Here is a 13,364-nt window from a genome sequence, read left to right on the forward strand (position 1 = left end):
CGCCATGGACCTCCCCCGCCTCTACGTCCCCGCCACCCTGGCCAACCTGGGCTCGGGCTTTGACGCCTTGGGGGTGGCCCTGGACCTCTACCTCGAGGTGGAGGCCCACCCCGCCCCGGAGGACGCCTTCCTCTACGAGGGGGAAGGCCATGTGGAGGGTACAGACAACCTGATCCACGAGGGGTACCGGGCCGGGATGCGGGCCCTGGGGCTAGAGCCCTTCCCCTTGCGGGTGCGGGCCTTCAACCCCATCCCCCTGGCCCGGGGCATGGGAAGCTCCTCCGCCGCCTTAGTGGCCGGGGTGGCCCTGGCGGACCGGCTTTCCGGGGGGAGGCTTGGGCGGGAGGGGGTCTTCCGGGTGGCGGCGGGGCTCGAGGGCCATCCCGACAACGTGGCCCCGGCGGTCTACGGGGGCTTCGTGGCCGCCCTGAGCGACCCCCCCTTGGCCATCCCCCTGCCGAGGCCCGAAGGGGTGCGCTTCGTCCTGGCCGTCCCCCCCTACGAGGTCCCCACCCCCTTGGCCCGGGAGGCCCTGCCCCGGGAGGTGCCCCTGGAGGACGCCATCTACAACCTGGCAAGAAGCGCCCTCTGGCCCGCGGCGCTTTCCTCGGGGAGGCTCGAGGCCCTGAGGGAGGCCTGCCGCGACCGGCTCCACCAGCCCCACCGGGCCCACCTCATGCCCGGGGTCCTGGAGGCGATAGAAGGCGCGCTAGAGGCCGGGGCCCTGGCGGCCTTCGTGGGCGGGGCGGGGCCCACCCTGGCCGCCCTGGCGCGCGCCGGGGAGGAAGCCCCCGTGATCCGGGCCCTTTCCGCCTACCGGGGCCCGGAAGGGCGCACGCTGGTATTGGGCATAGGGGAGGGATACTTTTGGAAGGAGACCTGAAGGCCATCCCCCTGACCGAGGTCCTGGAGCTGGTCCACGCCCATAGGCGCTCCGGGGTCCTGGAGGTGCGCACCGGGCCCCTTCCCCTCACCCTCCGCTTCGCCCTGGGGGAGGTGGTGGGGGCGAGCATCCTGGACTGGGAAGGGCCGGACGCCCTCTTCGCCTTCCCCCTCCACCCGGAGGAGGGAGTCTTCCGCTTCGTGCCCAAGAGGCCCCCGGAGGCGGCCCAGGCCCTGATGCCCTTTTCCGTCCTCCTCGGGGAGTGGGCCCGGGTGAACGACGAGTGGGACCGGTTCCGCACCCTCATTGACTCCCCGAGCCGGGTCCTCGAGGCCATCCGCCCCGGGGAGCCCTACGGCGCCTTCCTCGGAGGGAAAAGCGTGCGGGCCGCGGCCAAGGCCTGGGGCGTTCCCCTCATCATCGCCATGGAGCGGGCCTACATGGGGGTGCGGGAAGGCGACCTCTACCCCCTCCGCCGCTACAGCTGGTTCGCCCTCCGCATCCGGCACGTGGGGAGGAAGACCAAGACCCTGGAGGAGTTCGGCCACCTCGCCGCCCTCCTGGACGGCTCCCGCAACCTGGGGGAGATCGTGGCCGAAGGGGTCCCCCTCGGCTTGGTGCGCCGCTACCTCATCCGGGCCCTGGCCCAGGAAGAGCTAACCCCCCCGGGACGGGGGTGGCTCCTCAGGGACCTGCTTTGGGAAGCCGAGAAGGAGGCCGAATAGCCTACTTCTTCTTCCGGGGCCGGTACTTGCCGTAGGTGCCGCGCCAGATCTTGCCGCGCCGGGTCCTGCGGTCGCCCTTGCCCATACGCCCTCCTTAGGCGCTGAGGCCGCCGCCAATGAGGGGCGCCCCCGCGGCCTCGAGCAGCTGACGGACCTTGCGCATCAGCCGGGACTTCCTGCGGGCAGCGGCGTTCTTGTGCAGGGTGGAGCCCTTCGCCGCCTTGTCAATGAGGCTTTCGGCCTTGCGCATGATCTTCAGGGCCTCTTCCGCCTTGCCCTCCTGGGCCAGCTGGATGGCCTTCTTGCTGAGGGTCTTGATGGCCGACTTCTTGGCCTTGTTGCGGAGCCGGCGCTTCAGGGACTGCCGGTGCCGCTTAAGGGCGGAAAGGTTCCTCTTGGGCTTCTTCTGCGCCATCGTTCTCCCCTTTGGCCCCCCTCGGGGGCAAACCAGGGCCCAGTGTAGCACACCCTGCGCCTAAGGGGCAAACTTGGTGGTCACCCAGTCGTAGCGCACCTGGCCCTTGGCCCCCTGGAGCTCAAAGCGGAGAAGGTACGCCCCGGGGCTCACGCCGAAGCGCACCTCGTCCTGGAAGGCGCCGCCGTAGGTCCGCTCGCCCACCTTGCGGCCGTCCCGCAACAGGACGACCCTGAGCCTCCCCTCCTCCAGCCTCCCCGAGACCTTCACCTTCAAGGCGTCGTAGAGGCCCGTGACCCGGACGGGGTACTCCGCCTCCCCCGTGTACTTCCAGTAGAAGACGGGGAGGAAGGGGGGGTAGCCCACGGCCAGGCCGTACCGCTCGGCGTACCAGTAGAGGCCCAGGGCCGCCAGGGCCAGAAAGAGCAGGGTCCGCATTGGCCTAAGTATACTTGGGCACATGGCGGGCACCGGCCACACCCCGGAAGAGGCCCTGGCCCTCCTCAAGCGGGGGGCCGAGGAGATCGTCCCCGAGGAAGAGCTTCTCGCCAAGCTCAAGGAGGGGCGGCCCCTCACGGTCAAGCTCGGAGCCGACCCCACGAGGCCCGACCTGCACCTGGGCCACGCGGTGGTCCTGAGGAAGATGCGCCAGTTCCAGGAGCTCGGCCACAAGGTGGTCCTCATCATCGGCGACTTCACCGGGATGATCGGGGACCCTTCGGGCCGTTCCAAGACCCGGCCCCCCCTCACCCTGGAGGAGACCCGGGAGAACGCCAAGACCTACGTGGCCCAGGCGGGGAAGATCCTCAGGCAGGAGCCCCACCTCTTTGAGCTCCGCTACAACTCCGAGTGGCTGGAGGGCCTCACCTTCAAGGAGGTGGTGCGCCTCACCTCCCTCATGACCGTGGCCCAGATGCTGGAAAGGGAGGACTTCAAGAAGCGGTACGAGGCGGGGATTCCCATCTCCCTGCACGAGCTTTTGTACCCCTTCGCCCAGGCCTACGACTCCGTGGCCATAAGGGCCGACGTGGAAATGGGGGGCACGGACCAGCGCTTCAACCTCCTGGTGGGCCGGGAGGTGCAACGGGCCTACGGGCAAAGCCCCCAGGTCTGCTTCCTCATGCCCCTTCTCGTGGGCCTTGACGGGCGGGAGAAGATGAGCAAGAGCCTGGACAACTACATCGGCCTCACCGAGCCCCCGGAGGCGATGTTCAAGAAGCTCATGCGGGTGCCGGACCCTCTCCTCCCGAGCTACTTCCGGCTTCTCACGGACCTGGAGGAGGAGGAAATAGAGGCCCTCCTAAAGGCGGGCCCCGTCCCCGCCCACCGGGTCCTCGCCCGCCTCCTCACCGCGGCCTACGCCCTGCCCCAGATCCCCCCCCGGATAGACCGGGCCTTTTACGAAAGCCTCGGCTACGCCTGGGAGGCCTTCGGGCGGGACAAGGAGGCGGGCCCCGAGGAGGTAAGGAGGGCGGAAGCCCGCTACGACGAGGTGGCCAAAGGGGGAATCCCCGAGGAGATCCCCGAGGTCACCATCCCCGCCTCGGAGCTGAAGGAAGGCCGGATCTGGGTGGCGAGGCTTTTTACCTTAGCGGGCCTCACCCCCTCCAACGCCGAGGCGAGGAGGCTCATCCAGAACCGGGGCCTGAGGCTGGACGGGGAGGTCCTCACCGACCCCATGCTCCAGGTGGACCTCTCCCGGCCCCGCATCCTGCAGCGGGGCAAGGACCGCTTCGTGCGGGTGCGGCTTTCGGACTGAAGCCACCCCTTCTTGGGGCCCCCGCCGAGGCGAAAGCCCCGGCGGGGTATTTAGCCCCCCTCCATGGGCCTTAGGGGCACCTCGTGCCCGGTGGCGTAGAGGGTCTCCCCTTCCGCCTCGAGGCGGAGCCTGGGAAGGGGAAACCGGGGGGGGCCGTAGACGGCCTTTCCCCCAAGCAGGGGGTCAAAGGCCCCGAAGTGGCAGGGGCAGCCCAAAAAGGGCCTCTCGTAGCGGAAGTTGTAGAGGAGGGAGGCCGCCTCGGGGTCGGGGACGAAGTTCACCGTGCACCCCTGGTGGGTGCAGATGCGGCTTAAGGCCAGGTAGTGCTCCTCCCCCACGGAAAGCCCCCCGGGAGCGGGCTCGGGAAGGCGGAGGAGGAAGGCCTTGAGCTCCCCCAGGGGAAGGGGGTAGAGGAAGGGCCTCGCCTGCCACACCCCAAGCTCCCCGAGCCGGGCCACGGCCACCCTGGGCCCCGCCTTCCAGGTCGGCGTCCCCGCCTCGGGTCGGGGACGGAAGCGGAGGTTGTAGGTGCGCACCCCGAACCAGGCGAAAAACCCCCCGGCCACCGCCACGGGAAGGTAGAAGACGAGGTCGCGCCGCTTCATGGCTAGAGGCTTCCCAGGTAGCCCAAAAGGGCCTCAAGCTCCTCCTCGGAAAGGGGAACGGCGGGCATCGTCCCCCGGCCCTGGAGGACGATCTCCCGCACCGCTTCAGGCACCTTCAGGATGGGGTTCCCCTTAAGCCTTGGGCCCACGCCCCCTTCCCCCTGAAGGCCGTGGCAGGCAGCGCAACGGGCTTCGTAGACGCTCCTCCCGTCCTTTCCCCCTTGGGCTTGGGCTTTGGCCATGGCGATGAGGGCCTCCACCCGCTCTTTGGCCTCGCCCCCGGCCTCCAGGTACTTCTCCCAGGCGGCGATGGCCTCCTGCATCCGCCCTTCCTGGAAGTAGAGGTTCCCCAGGAAAAGCCACCCTTCGGCGGCCTCGGGGTCGGCGCCCTGGGCGATTTCCAGGAAAATCCTCGCCTCCTCGGGCCTCCCCCCCATGAAGAGGAGGATCCCCACCCGGCGCACCGCCTCCACGTTCTTGGGGTCTTTCTTCAGGACCTCCAGGTAGGCCTCCGCCGCCTGGTCAAAGGCCTGGAGCTCGTAGGCCCTGCGGCCCCAGGCGAGGAGGTCCTCCACCTCTCCCGTGCGCCTGGCCTTGTCGGCGAGGGCTTTGAGCTCCCGGGCTTCCTGGCGCTGGGTCACGGTGGTCTCCCCGGGCAGGCGGGGCAGGGTGTAGCGCCAAAGGCCCACCCCGAGGAGGACCACGGCCCCCAGGACCAGGGCCACGGGCCAGGGGCGGAAGGGCCGGGGGGCGGGAGGACGGTAGCCCTCCAAAAGCCTTTCCACCTCCACCATGCGGGCGAGGGCCCGCTTCTTTTCCTCTCCCTCTAGGGCCTCCACCTCCTCCTTGAGGACCTCTAGCTCCCTAAGGAGCTCCTCCCGCCTTGGGGGCTCGGGGAAGGGCTCCTTGGGGCCGAGGAGGGGCCTTAGGGCGAGGAGGAGGCCGAGGAGAAAGAGGGCGAGGAAGAACAGGGTGGCCATCATCTCGGGGGCTCCTTAAGGCGGCGCTCCGCCTCCTCCAAGAGCTCCTTGGGAAGCGGCTTGGGCCGGAAGTAGGCGAAGAGGCCGAGGCCGAGGAGGAGAAGCCCCAAGACGGGGAGCACCCAGACCCAAAGGGTCACCCCCCGCCTCGGGGGCGCGTAGAGGATCCACTCCCCGTACCGCTCCACGAAGAAGGCCTTGATCTCCTCCTCCGTCTTCCCCTCCTGAAGCATCTCGGCGATGATCCGGCGCATCTCCACCGCCACCCCCGAGTTGCTCTCCGCCGCCGACTCCCCCTGGCAGACGGGGCAGCGGAGCTCCCGGGCGATGCGGAAGACCTCCGGGGGAAGGTCTGGGGGCGGCGCTTCCTGGGCCAGGGCGGGAAGAAGAAAGGCCATGAGCAGAACAACCCACCTCATCGCAACGCCTCCTCCAGGTAACGCGCCAGGGTGGCCTCGTCAATGGCCCCGGCGTGCCGCGCGAGGACCCGGCCCTCCCGGTCAATGAAGAAGGTCTCGGGCACCCCGTACATCCCGTAGTCCACGCCCACCCGGCCCCGGGGATCGTAGACCTGGGGGAAGGTGAGGCCGAACTGGGCGATAAACCTCAGGGCCTCCTCCTGCTTGTCCTGGGTGTTCACCCCCACGAAGAGGACCTCCTCCCGGTGGCGGCGCCAGGAGGCCTCCAAAATGGGGGCCTCCTCGTAGCAGGCGGGGTAGCACCAGCTCGCCCAGAAGTTGAGGACGATGGGCCTCTTGCCCAGGTGGTCGGCGAGGCGGAAGGCCTCCCCCCACTCCGCCCGGTAGGGGGGAAGGAGGGGGAGGGTGAAGTCGGGGGCGGGCCTCCGCTCCTTGGCCAGGACGGAGGGGAGCTCCTCGGGGTTCCGCTGCATCCCCCACCAGAAAAGCCCTCCCAGGGCCAATACCACGAGGAGCCAGAGCCACCCCCTCACGCCGGGCTCACCCCCCTAGCTTCCTCCGGCCTCGCCGCGGGCCAGAGGATGTAAAGGGTGCCCAGGGCCATGAGCCCCCCCGCCACCCACATCCAGAAGACCAAGGGGGTGACGATGAGCCTTAGGGAGGCCCACTCCCCCTTTTCCCGGTCAAAGTCCATGAGGAGGAAGTAGTAGTCGTTCCCCGGGGTGTAAATGACCTTGGGGGCGGGAAGGGGGCTATTCATCTGGGGGTAGAAGTGGAGCCTGGGCCTGACCTCCCCGAAGCGGTCGGTCTCTAGAAGGGCCTCCACGGCGAAGCGCCGCCCCTCGTCCAAGGCCCGCACCCCCTGGAAGGTCATGCGCACGCCCCCCACCTCCCAGGCCTCTCCCCGGTAGAGGGTCTTCTCGCTCTCCAGGCGGTAGGTCTGGCTGAAGGCGATGGCAAGCCCCATGAGGGCCACGGCGAAGTGGACCACGAGGCTTCCCACCCGCCTGCGGTTCGCCAAGAAGCCCCAGGGGGAAAGCCCCGCCCGCACCCGGGCCAAAACCCCCTCCCGCGCCAGGAGGTAGATGGCGGCGGCGTTGTAGAGGAAGAGCCCCAAGGCGAAGGAGGCCCCCAAGGTGTAGCCCCGGAGGAGGCCGAATAGGGTCCCCAAGGCGAGGGCGAGGAGAAGGACGAGGAGGTTCCGCAAAACCTCCCCCCGGGCCCTGCGCCAGGGGAGGAGGGGCCCCACCCCCATGAGGAGGAGGATCCCCGCCCCCAGGGGGGCGGAAACCTGGTTGAAGAAGGGGGCCCCCACGCTCACCTTGGCCCCGGTGAAGGCCTCCACAAGAAGGGGGTAGAAGGTGCCGAGGACGACCACGAGGGCCCAGCCCGCGAAGAAGAAGGCCCCGAGGAGAAGCGCCCCCTCCCGGGAGAGGGGGTGGAAAAGGGCGGTGTCCCGCACCTCCCGGGAGACCCGGGAGAGGAGGCCGAGGCCAAGGCCCGTGGCAAAGAGGAAGAAGCCGAGGAAGGCAGGCCCCACGGGGCCCTCGGCGAAGGCGTGGACCGACTGGATGACCCCGCTTCGGGTGAGGAAGGTGCCGAGAAGGGTGGCGGCGAAGGCCAGGGTCACGAAGGCAAAGTTCCAGGTCTTGAAGGCCCCCCGGGTCTGCTGGACGAAGGCCGTGTGGAGGAAGGCCGTGGCGAGGAGCCAGGGGATGAAGCTGGCGTTCTCCACCGGGTCCCAGGCCCAGTACCCGCCCCAGCCCAGGACCTCGTAGCTCCACCACATCCCCGCCACCTTCCCCGCGGTGAGGAAGCCCCAGGCGATGAGGGTCCACCACCTGGTCTCCTCCACCCAGGTCTGGTAGCGCCGGGTGGCCATGGCCGCCACCGCGTAGGCGTAGGGCACGCTCAGGCCCACGAAACCCAGGTACATGAGGACGGGGTGGACGGCCATCATCCAGTGGTTCTGGAGGAGGGGGTTCGGGCCCACGCCGTCGGGAGGCGGGTCGGGCAGGGTCTCAAAGGGGCTCGCGATGGTGGCCATGACCCCGAAGAAGAAGACCTGGATGCCGAAGAGCACGGCGAGGACCAGGGAGGCCCGCCAGGGGTCCAAGGGCTTGCGGCTGGCGAGCAGGGTGTAGAGGGTCTGGAGGAGGCCCCAGAGGAGGATGCTGCCCTCGAGGGCCGCCCACGGGGTCACCAGGGTCACCCAGAGGGGGTCCTTGGTGGAGTGGTTCCTCGCCACGTAGGCCAGGCTGAAGTCGTGGACGAGAAGGGCCCACTCCAAGGCGAGGAAGGCGGCAAGCGCAGCGAGGAAGGCAGGAAACACGAGGGCCCGCGCCCCCCTTAGGAAGCGCCCGTCCCCCTGGAGGTAGGCGAGGAGGGCGAGGCCCAGGCCCAGGAGGCTAAAGGCCAGGGCCAGGCTCACGCCGAGGTTGCCGAGAAGGGCCGGGGTCATTGGGCCTCCTCAATGAGCTTGCGCACCTCCTCCGGGGTCCAGCCTTCCTTGGGGGGCTGGTAGGTCTCCGAGTGCTTCACCAAGAGGTTGGTGCCCTGGAAGACCCCTTCTTGGAAGCGGCCCTCCACCACCACCCCCTGCCCCTCCTTGAACATGCCCGGGGGCGTGCCCTTGTGGAAGACGGGCACCTCCGCCACCCCGTCCGTGAGGACGAAGCGGAGCTCCAGGCGGTCCTTGTCGTACTGGACGGTTCCGGGCTTCACCAGCCCCCCGAGGCGGACGGGGCGGTTCTGGTACCTGGCCTGGTCCTGGAGGTACTCCGAAGGGGTGAGGAAGTAGACCAGGTTCCGCCCAAGCCCCCCGAAGACCATGTACCCCAAAGCGCCCAGGATGACCAGAATGCCGAGGAGGTACTTCCCCTTCACCGCGCCCTCCCGTACCGCCAGAAGAGGTAGGCCAGGTAGCCGAAGACGGCGAGGTAGGTGAGGACGTAGACCCAGGTGACGAAGACCCCCATCACGCCTCCTCCTTCGCTTCCTCCAGGGCCGCCACCAGGCCGCGGAAGCGGACGAAGCCCAGGTACAGAAGCGTGAAGACGGCGAGGTGGAAGAGGAGGACCTGGAGCATCTCCGGGGCCATGTGGATCTTGCCCGTGGTGAGGTCAATGGACTGGGTCTGGTGCAGGCTCCGCCACCACTTGACCGACATGTAGCTTATGGGCACGTTGAGGAAGCCCAAAACGCCCACGGCCGCCGCCGCCTTGCGGCGAAGCTCGGGGTCCTCAATGGCCCCCCGCAGGAGGAAGTAGCCCACGTAGACGGCGAAGAGGATGGCCGTGGTGGTGAGCCTGGGCTCCCAGGTCCAGTAGACCCCCCAGGTGGGCCGGGCCCAGAGCATTCCCGTCACCAGGGCGAGGCCCATGAAGACGAGGCCGATCTCGGCGCTTGCGGCGGCGACCCGGTCGTGCCGCGGGTCCTGGCGGAAGAGGTAAAGAAGGGAGTAGAGGAAGGTGACGAAAAAGGCCAGGTACCCCACCCAGGCGGTGGGAACGTGCAGGTACATGATCCGGACCAAATACCCCTGGTTGGCGTCCGGGGGCGCGGCGAGGGCGAGGTAGAGCCCCAGGGGAAGGAGCAACACCCCAAGCCCCAGGAAGGCCCAGGTGAGGCCGTCGGGGCGGGAAAGCAGCGCGGTCTTCTGCATCGGTCAAACCTCCTTCAGCACCTAGGATAGCCAAGGGAAAGTGAAGTTTCTGTAAACCCCCCTACCCCTCCATGACCAGGGGGAAGAGGAGGGCGCTCGCGGTGACGTAGACCAGGTCAAAGACGAGGAGCAGCTGCCACCAAGGGGCCACCTCCCCCAAGGGAAGCCCCTCGGCGACCCCCGCCGTGGCCCGCACCGAGGCCAGGACCACGGGGACCACCAGGGAGAAGAGGAGAAGGGGAAGGAGGACCTCCCGCCCCCTCAGGCGGCTCAAAAGCCCGGCGTAGAAGGTGGCCACGCTGGCGTAGCCCAGGCTTCCCAGGGCGAGGGTGAGGAAGAGGGCCCCCCCGCGTTCCAAGGGCACGTGGAAGAACCCCGCGGCCCCAAAGAGGGCGAGGAGGGCCAAGGGCAAAAGGACGAGGAGCTGAAAGAGGAGCTTGCCGAAGTAGACCCACTCCTTGCTCCCGGGAACGAGAAGGAGGTCGTCCAGCGTCCCCTCCTCCGTCTCCCGGCCGAAGGCCCGGGTGGCGAGGAGGGTGGAGAGGAAGGCCAGGGCCACCCAAAGGACCCCGGGGGCCGCCCGGCGGAGCGCCCCCTCCTCCGGGCCCAGGGCCAGGGCCATGACGAAGAGGTTGACGAAGAGAAAGGCCAGGGCCGAGAGGACCCCGAGGCGGTCCCGGACCTCGAGGCGGAGGTCCCTAAGGGCCAAAAGCCAGACCCGCCTCACGCCGCCCCCAGCCACACCGCCCGGTCGGCCACCGCCTCGGCCAGGGCCCGGTCGTGGGTGGCGAGGACCACCCCGGCGCCCTTCCGGGCCTCCTCCAAGACCTCCAGAAGGAGCCTCCGCCCCTCCTGGTCCAAGGCCGTCTCCGGCTCGTCCAAAAGCCAGAGGTCGGGCCTCAGGAGGAGGAGGCGGGCGAGGGCGAGGCGCTTCTTCATCCCGCTGGAGAAGGCGGCGAGGGGAAGGTCCGGGGGAAGGGCGAAGCGGGCCAAGGCCGCCTCCCAGTCCCCTTGCGCCCCGTGGAAACCCAGGTCAAAGAGGAGGTGCTCCCGGGCGGTGAGGTGGCGGTGGAAGGCCGGGGGGTTGGGGAGGAAGAGGGGCCTTCCCCTTCGCTCCACCCGGCCCCGGGTGGGCCTTATAAGCCCCGCCATGAGGCGGAGGAGGGTGGTCTTGCCCGAGCCGTTCGGGCCCAAGAGGGCCACCACCTCTCCCCGCTTTAGGGCAAGGCTCAGATCGCGGAGGACCCAGTCGCGGCCAAAGCGCTTGGAAACGGCCTCGAGGCGCAAGAGCATGCCTTCACCAGTCTAGGCGAAGCCTCCGGGGACAAAGGTCCTAGAGGTACCTCTGGAGCCACTCGGGGGTGATCCGCAGGAAGAAGGTGTTGAGGGCCGTGAAGGTGCCGGTGAAGAGCAGAACCCCCACGAGGACCAGGACCACGCCCGCCAGGACCTCCACGTAGTGGGAGATCCGGCCGGCGCGCCTAAGCCACCCCTTGATCCGGTCGGCGAAGAGGGCCACCACGAAGAAGGGCACGGCGAGGCCCAGGATGTAGGCCAGGAGGAACCCCACCCCGCCCCCCACGGCGGTGAGGGTCAGGATGGCCCCGAGGATCGGGCCGATGCACGGGGTCCAGCCCAGGGCCAGGGTGGCCCCAAGGAGGAAGGCCCCCAAGGGGCGGGAGGTCTCCCCCTCGTAGCGGAGGGAAACCCCCCACCTGGGCCTCAGGCCCAGCATGTAGAGGCCGAAGAGGACGAGGACCACCCCTCCGACGCGGGCCAGGGTCTGGCGGTGCTCAAAGAGGAGCCCCCCGAGGAGGGTGAAGGGCAGGCCCAGGAGGAAGAAGACCGCCCCAAAGCCCAGGATGAAGAAGAGGGCGTTGAAGAGGGGGCGCCCCCTCTCCCCCCCCAGGTAGAAGAGGTAGGTGGGGACGAGGGGCAAGACGCAGGGGGAGAGGAAGGAGAGCACCCCCGCTAAAAAGGCCGCCGTCAAGGAAAGCGACATACCCCCATCCTAAGGCAGGGTGAGCCAGGGGAAGCGGCGCTTGGCCTCGGGGTCCAGCTCCAGAAGCTCCCGGGCGGGCATCCGGATCTGGGGGAGGGTCTTCTGGTTCACGGGGGTGCCGGCGTCAACGATCCCGTTCATGTAGAGGAGGAAGGCCACGAGGTGGTAGACCTCCTCGTCCGTCAGCGTCCCACCCTGGCCAAAGGGCATGGCCCGGCGGATGTAGTCAAAGAGCGTGGTGGCGTAGGGCCAGTAGTTGCCGATGGCGTACTCCACGGGCTCCGTGTCCGGGGTGATGGGGAAAGGCTCGGAGACCAGGCGGTTGAAGGGATACCCCTCCCCGTTCTCCCCGTGGCAGGAAGCGCACTTCTGGGCGTAGATCCTTTGGCCCTCCTCCACCCTCCCCTCCCCGGGGGGAAGGCCGCGGCCGTCGGGCAGGACCACGGGCCTAAGGTCGTACTGGCGGGCGAGCTCCTCGGAGATGGGCGTGCCCAGGCCGTAACGCGCGGCCAAGGCGAGGCCCAAGGCGGCGAGGAGGGCCCCCCAGGCGAGGGCGCGCCTAAACATCCAACACCTCCCCACCGCACCCCCCCACGGGGCCGACCGGGCCGAAGGCCCCTTGGCCCAGGGGGCGGTCGCCGTTCACCACCCTGCCGTCCGGCAGGATCCGCCAAGCCTGGATGGCGTTGTAGTGGTAGCGGTTGTTCCGGCTCCAGCGCCGGAAGAACTCCTCCCGGGTGGGCTGGGTGTTCCCCTTCTCGTCCCAGGCCCGGCTCCAGAGGACCACCTCCTTGCCGTCCCAGTACCACGGGAGCTTGAAGCGGACGAAGGCGTAGGGCTCCACGGGGGGCTCGAGGACAGCCTTTCGCCAGGTCCTGCCCTCGTCAAAGGAAACCTCCACCTTGGCGATGCGGCCGAAGCCGCTCCAGGCGAGGCCCCGGATCTCGTGGAAGCCGGGCTGGACCCGCTGGCCCCCGGAGGGGTAGGTGATGATGGACTGGGGCTCCATGACCCAGGTGAAGGCGAGGACCCGCCCGTCCGCCGTGACGTCCGTGTACTCGCTGGTCTCGTCCTTGGCCATGGCGGGCAGGTCCGTGACCAGGATGCGCCTGAGCCACTTCACCTGGATGCTCCCCTCCCACCCCGGCACCACCAAACGCACGGGATAGCCCTGCTCCGGCCGAAGCGCCTCCCCGTTTTGCGCGTAGGCCACGAGGACGTCCTCCATGGCCTTCTCCAGGGGGAGGGAACGGGTGTACATGGCGGCGTCCATCCCCTCGGGGATGAGCCACCTGGCCCCGGGCTTCACCCCCGCTTCCTTCAAGAGGAGGGCGAGGGGCACCCCGGTCCAGCTGGCGTTGGAGGCGAGGCCGCGGCTGCGGGTGGCGGTGAGCTCGGGGTCCGGGGGGTTGCGGTAGCCGTTTTGCCCGTTCCCGGCGCACTCAATGAAGTAGGTGCGGGTCACGGAGGGGAAGCGCTTCAGGTCCTCCAGGGTGAGGACCAGAGGCCTTTCCACCATCCCGTGGATCACCAGGCGGTAGTGCCTGGGGTCCACCTGCGGGGCCCCGGCGTGGTGCCGCTCAAAGTGGAGGCCGTTTGGAGTGATGACCCCTTCCAGCTTCTCCAGGGGGGCGAAGCTCGCCCCCGAGTGGCGGGTGCGGAGGTTGGGGGAGATGTAGCGCACCACCCCGGCCTCAAAGGGGCTCCGCTCCCCGTACTCGGCGAGGGGCGCCCCTAAGGTCTTGGTGGGGGCGAAGGTCTCCTCCGTCCAGGGAAGCCCTTGGGCCTTGGCCTTGAGGAGGCCCAAAAGCCCCCCCGCGCCTAGAATCCGGAAAAACCTCCTTCGGTCCATATACCCTCCTAACGTATGCCCTTCCCGCAAGGGAACCCCCCGCCCCTTTTAGGGGCGGGG

18 protein-coding genes are annotated in these 13,364 nt (G+C 69.0%); 3 read left to right on the forward strand and 15 right to left on the reverse strand.

Annotated elements, in window-relative coordinates:
- The first annotated feature begins 4 nt into the window (after window positions 1-4).
- Together thrB and TTH_RS07065 are read left to right on the forward strand one after the other, a co-directional pair.
- Window positions 5-883, forward strand: coding sequence for a homoserine kinase (thrB, locus tag TTH_RS07060; RefSeq protein ID WP_011228648.1), 879 nt, complete (start codon window positions 5-7; stop codon window positions 881-883).
- Window positions 868-1,608 (forward strand): DUF4388 domain-containing protein, encoded by a 741-nt coding sequence (locus tag TTH_RS07065; RefSeq protein ID WP_011228649.1) that lies wholly within the window; start codon window positions 868-870, stop codon window positions 1,606-1,608. Before thrB ends, TTH_RS07065 begins: the two co-directional genes overlap by 16 nt.
- 1 nt (window position 1,609) lies before the next feature.
- On the opposite strand, the gene TTH_RS07070 is transcribed toward TTH_RS07065, so the two are convergent.
- Genes TTH_RS07070 through TTH_RS07080 form a run of 3 tightly spaced genes read right to left on the reverse strand, consistent with a single transcriptional unit; the run spans window position 1,610 to window position 2,461 of the window.
- Window positions 1,610-1,693: a 30S ribosomal protein THX gene (locus tag TTH_RS07070; protein WP_008632889.1), complete on the reverse strand. Its 84-nt coding sequence runs from the start codon at window positions 1,691-1,693 to the stop codon at window positions 1,610-1,612.
- Between the two features lie 9 nt (window positions 1,694-1,702).
- Window positions 1,703-2,023 (reverse strand): 30S ribosomal protein S20, encoded by a 321-nt coding sequence (rpsT, locus tag TTH_RS07075; RefSeq protein WP_011228650.1) that lies wholly within the window; start codon window positions 2,021-2,023, stop codon window positions 1,703-1,705.
- 60 nt (window positions 2,024-2,083) lie between these two features.
- Window positions 2,084-2,461, reverse strand: coding sequence for a hypothetical protein (locus TTH_RS07080; RefSeq protein ID WP_011173449.1), 378 nt, complete (start codon window positions 2,459-2,461; stop codon window positions 2,084-2,086).
- A 22-nt stretch (window positions 2,462-2,483) separates the two neighbouring features.
- Between TTH_RS07080 and tyrS the strand changes: the two genes are divergently transcribed.
- Window positions 2,484-3,782 carry a tyrosine--tRNA ligase gene (tyrS, locus tag TTH_RS07085; protein WP_011173450.1) on the forward strand — a complete coding sequence of 433 codons (1,299 nt, stop codon included), beginning with the start codon at window positions 2,484-2,486 and terminating at the stop codon, window positions 3,780-3,782.
- Window positions 3,783-3,832: 50 nt separating this feature from the next.
- On the opposite strand, the gene TTH_RS07090 is transcribed toward tyrS, so the two are convergent.
- From TTH_RS07090 to soxC, 12 genes are all read right to left on the reverse strand, one after another.
- A complete protein-coding gene (locus TTH_RS07090; protein WP_011173451.1) occupies window positions 3,833-4,387 on the reverse strand; it encodes a Rieske 2Fe-2S domain-containing protein in 555 nt (184 codons plus the stop codon).
- 2 nt (window positions 4,388-4,389) lie between these two features.
- A complete protein-coding gene (locus tag TTH_RS07095; protein WP_011228651.1) occupies window positions 4,390-5,370 on the reverse strand; it encodes a c-type cytochrome in 981 nt (326 codons plus the stop codon).
- Complete coding sequence (locus TTH_RS07100) at window positions 5,367-5,786, reverse strand: cytochrome c-type biogenesis protein (protein ID WP_011228652.1); 420 nt, start codon at window positions 5,784-5,786, stop codon at window positions 5,367-5,369. Before TTH_RS07100 ends, TTH_RS07095 begins: the two co-directional genes overlap by 4 nt.
- Window positions 5,783-6,319 (reverse strand): TlpA family protein disulfide reductase, encoded by a 537-nt coding sequence (locus tag TTH_RS07105; protein ID WP_011228653.1) that lies wholly within the window; start codon window positions 6,317-6,319, stop codon window positions 5,783-5,785. Before TTH_RS07105 ends, TTH_RS07100 begins: the two co-directional genes overlap by 4 nt.
- A complete protein-coding gene (locus tag TTH_RS07110) occupies window positions 6,316-8,247 on the reverse strand; it encodes a heme lyase CcmF/NrfE family subunit (protein ID WP_011228654.1) in 1,932 nt (643 codons plus the stop codon). The genes TTH_RS07105 and TTH_RS07110 overlap by 4 nt, the downstream gene beginning before the upstream one ends.
- Window positions 8,244-8,672, reverse strand: a complete 429-nt coding sequence (gene ccmE, locus TTH_RS07115; RefSeq protein WP_011228655.1) for a cytochrome c maturation protein CcmE — start codon at window positions 8,670-8,672, stop codon at window positions 8,244-8,246. Before ccmE ends, TTH_RS07110 begins: the two co-directional genes overlap by 4 nt.
- A gap of 91 nt (window positions 8,673-8,763) precedes the next feature.
- Window positions 8,764-9,450 (reverse strand): cytochrome c biogenesis protein CcsA, encoded by a 687-nt coding sequence (gene ccsA / locus TTH_RS07120; RefSeq protein WP_011228656.1) that lies wholly within the window; start codon window positions 9,448-9,450, stop codon window positions 8,764-8,766.
- A gap of 61 nt (window positions 9,451-9,511) precedes the next feature.
- Entirely contained in the window at window positions 9,512-10,177 is a 666-nt protein-coding gene (locus TTH_RS07125) for a heme exporter protein CcmB (RefSeq protein WP_011228657.1), read from the reverse strand.
- Window positions 10,174-10,743 (reverse strand): ABC transporter ATP-binding protein, encoded by a 570-nt coding sequence (locus TTH_RS07130; protein WP_011228658.1) that lies wholly within the window; start codon window positions 10,741-10,743, stop codon window positions 10,174-10,176. The genes TTH_RS07125 and TTH_RS07130 overlap by 4 nt, the downstream gene beginning before the upstream one ends.
- 40 nt (window positions 10,744-10,783) lie before the next feature.
- A complete protein-coding gene (gene ccdA, locus TTH_RS07135; protein ID WP_011173460.1) occupies window positions 10,784-11,452 on the reverse strand; it encodes a cytochrome c biogenesis protein CcdA in 669 nt (222 codons plus the stop codon).
- Window positions 11,453-11,461: 9 nt separating this feature from the next.
- Complete coding sequence (locus TTH_RS07140; RefSeq protein ID WP_011228659.1) at window positions 11,462-12,019, reverse strand: c-type cytochrome; 558 nt, start codon at window positions 12,017-12,019, stop codon at window positions 11,462-11,464.
- Window positions 12,012-13,304: a sulfite dehydrogenase gene (gene soxC / locus TTH_RS07145; RefSeq protein WP_011228660.1), complete on the reverse strand. Its 1,293-nt coding sequence runs from the start codon at window positions 13,302-13,304 to the stop codon at window positions 12,012-12,014. Before soxC ends, TTH_RS07140 begins: the two co-directional genes overlap by 8 nt.
- Window positions 13,305-13,364 lie beyond the last annotated feature (60 nt).

It is taken from the genome of Thermus thermophilus HB8 (assembly GCF_000091545.1).
Taxonomy (GTDB): Bacteria; Deinococcota; Deinococci; order Deinococcales; family Thermaceae; genus Thermus; species Thermus thermophilus.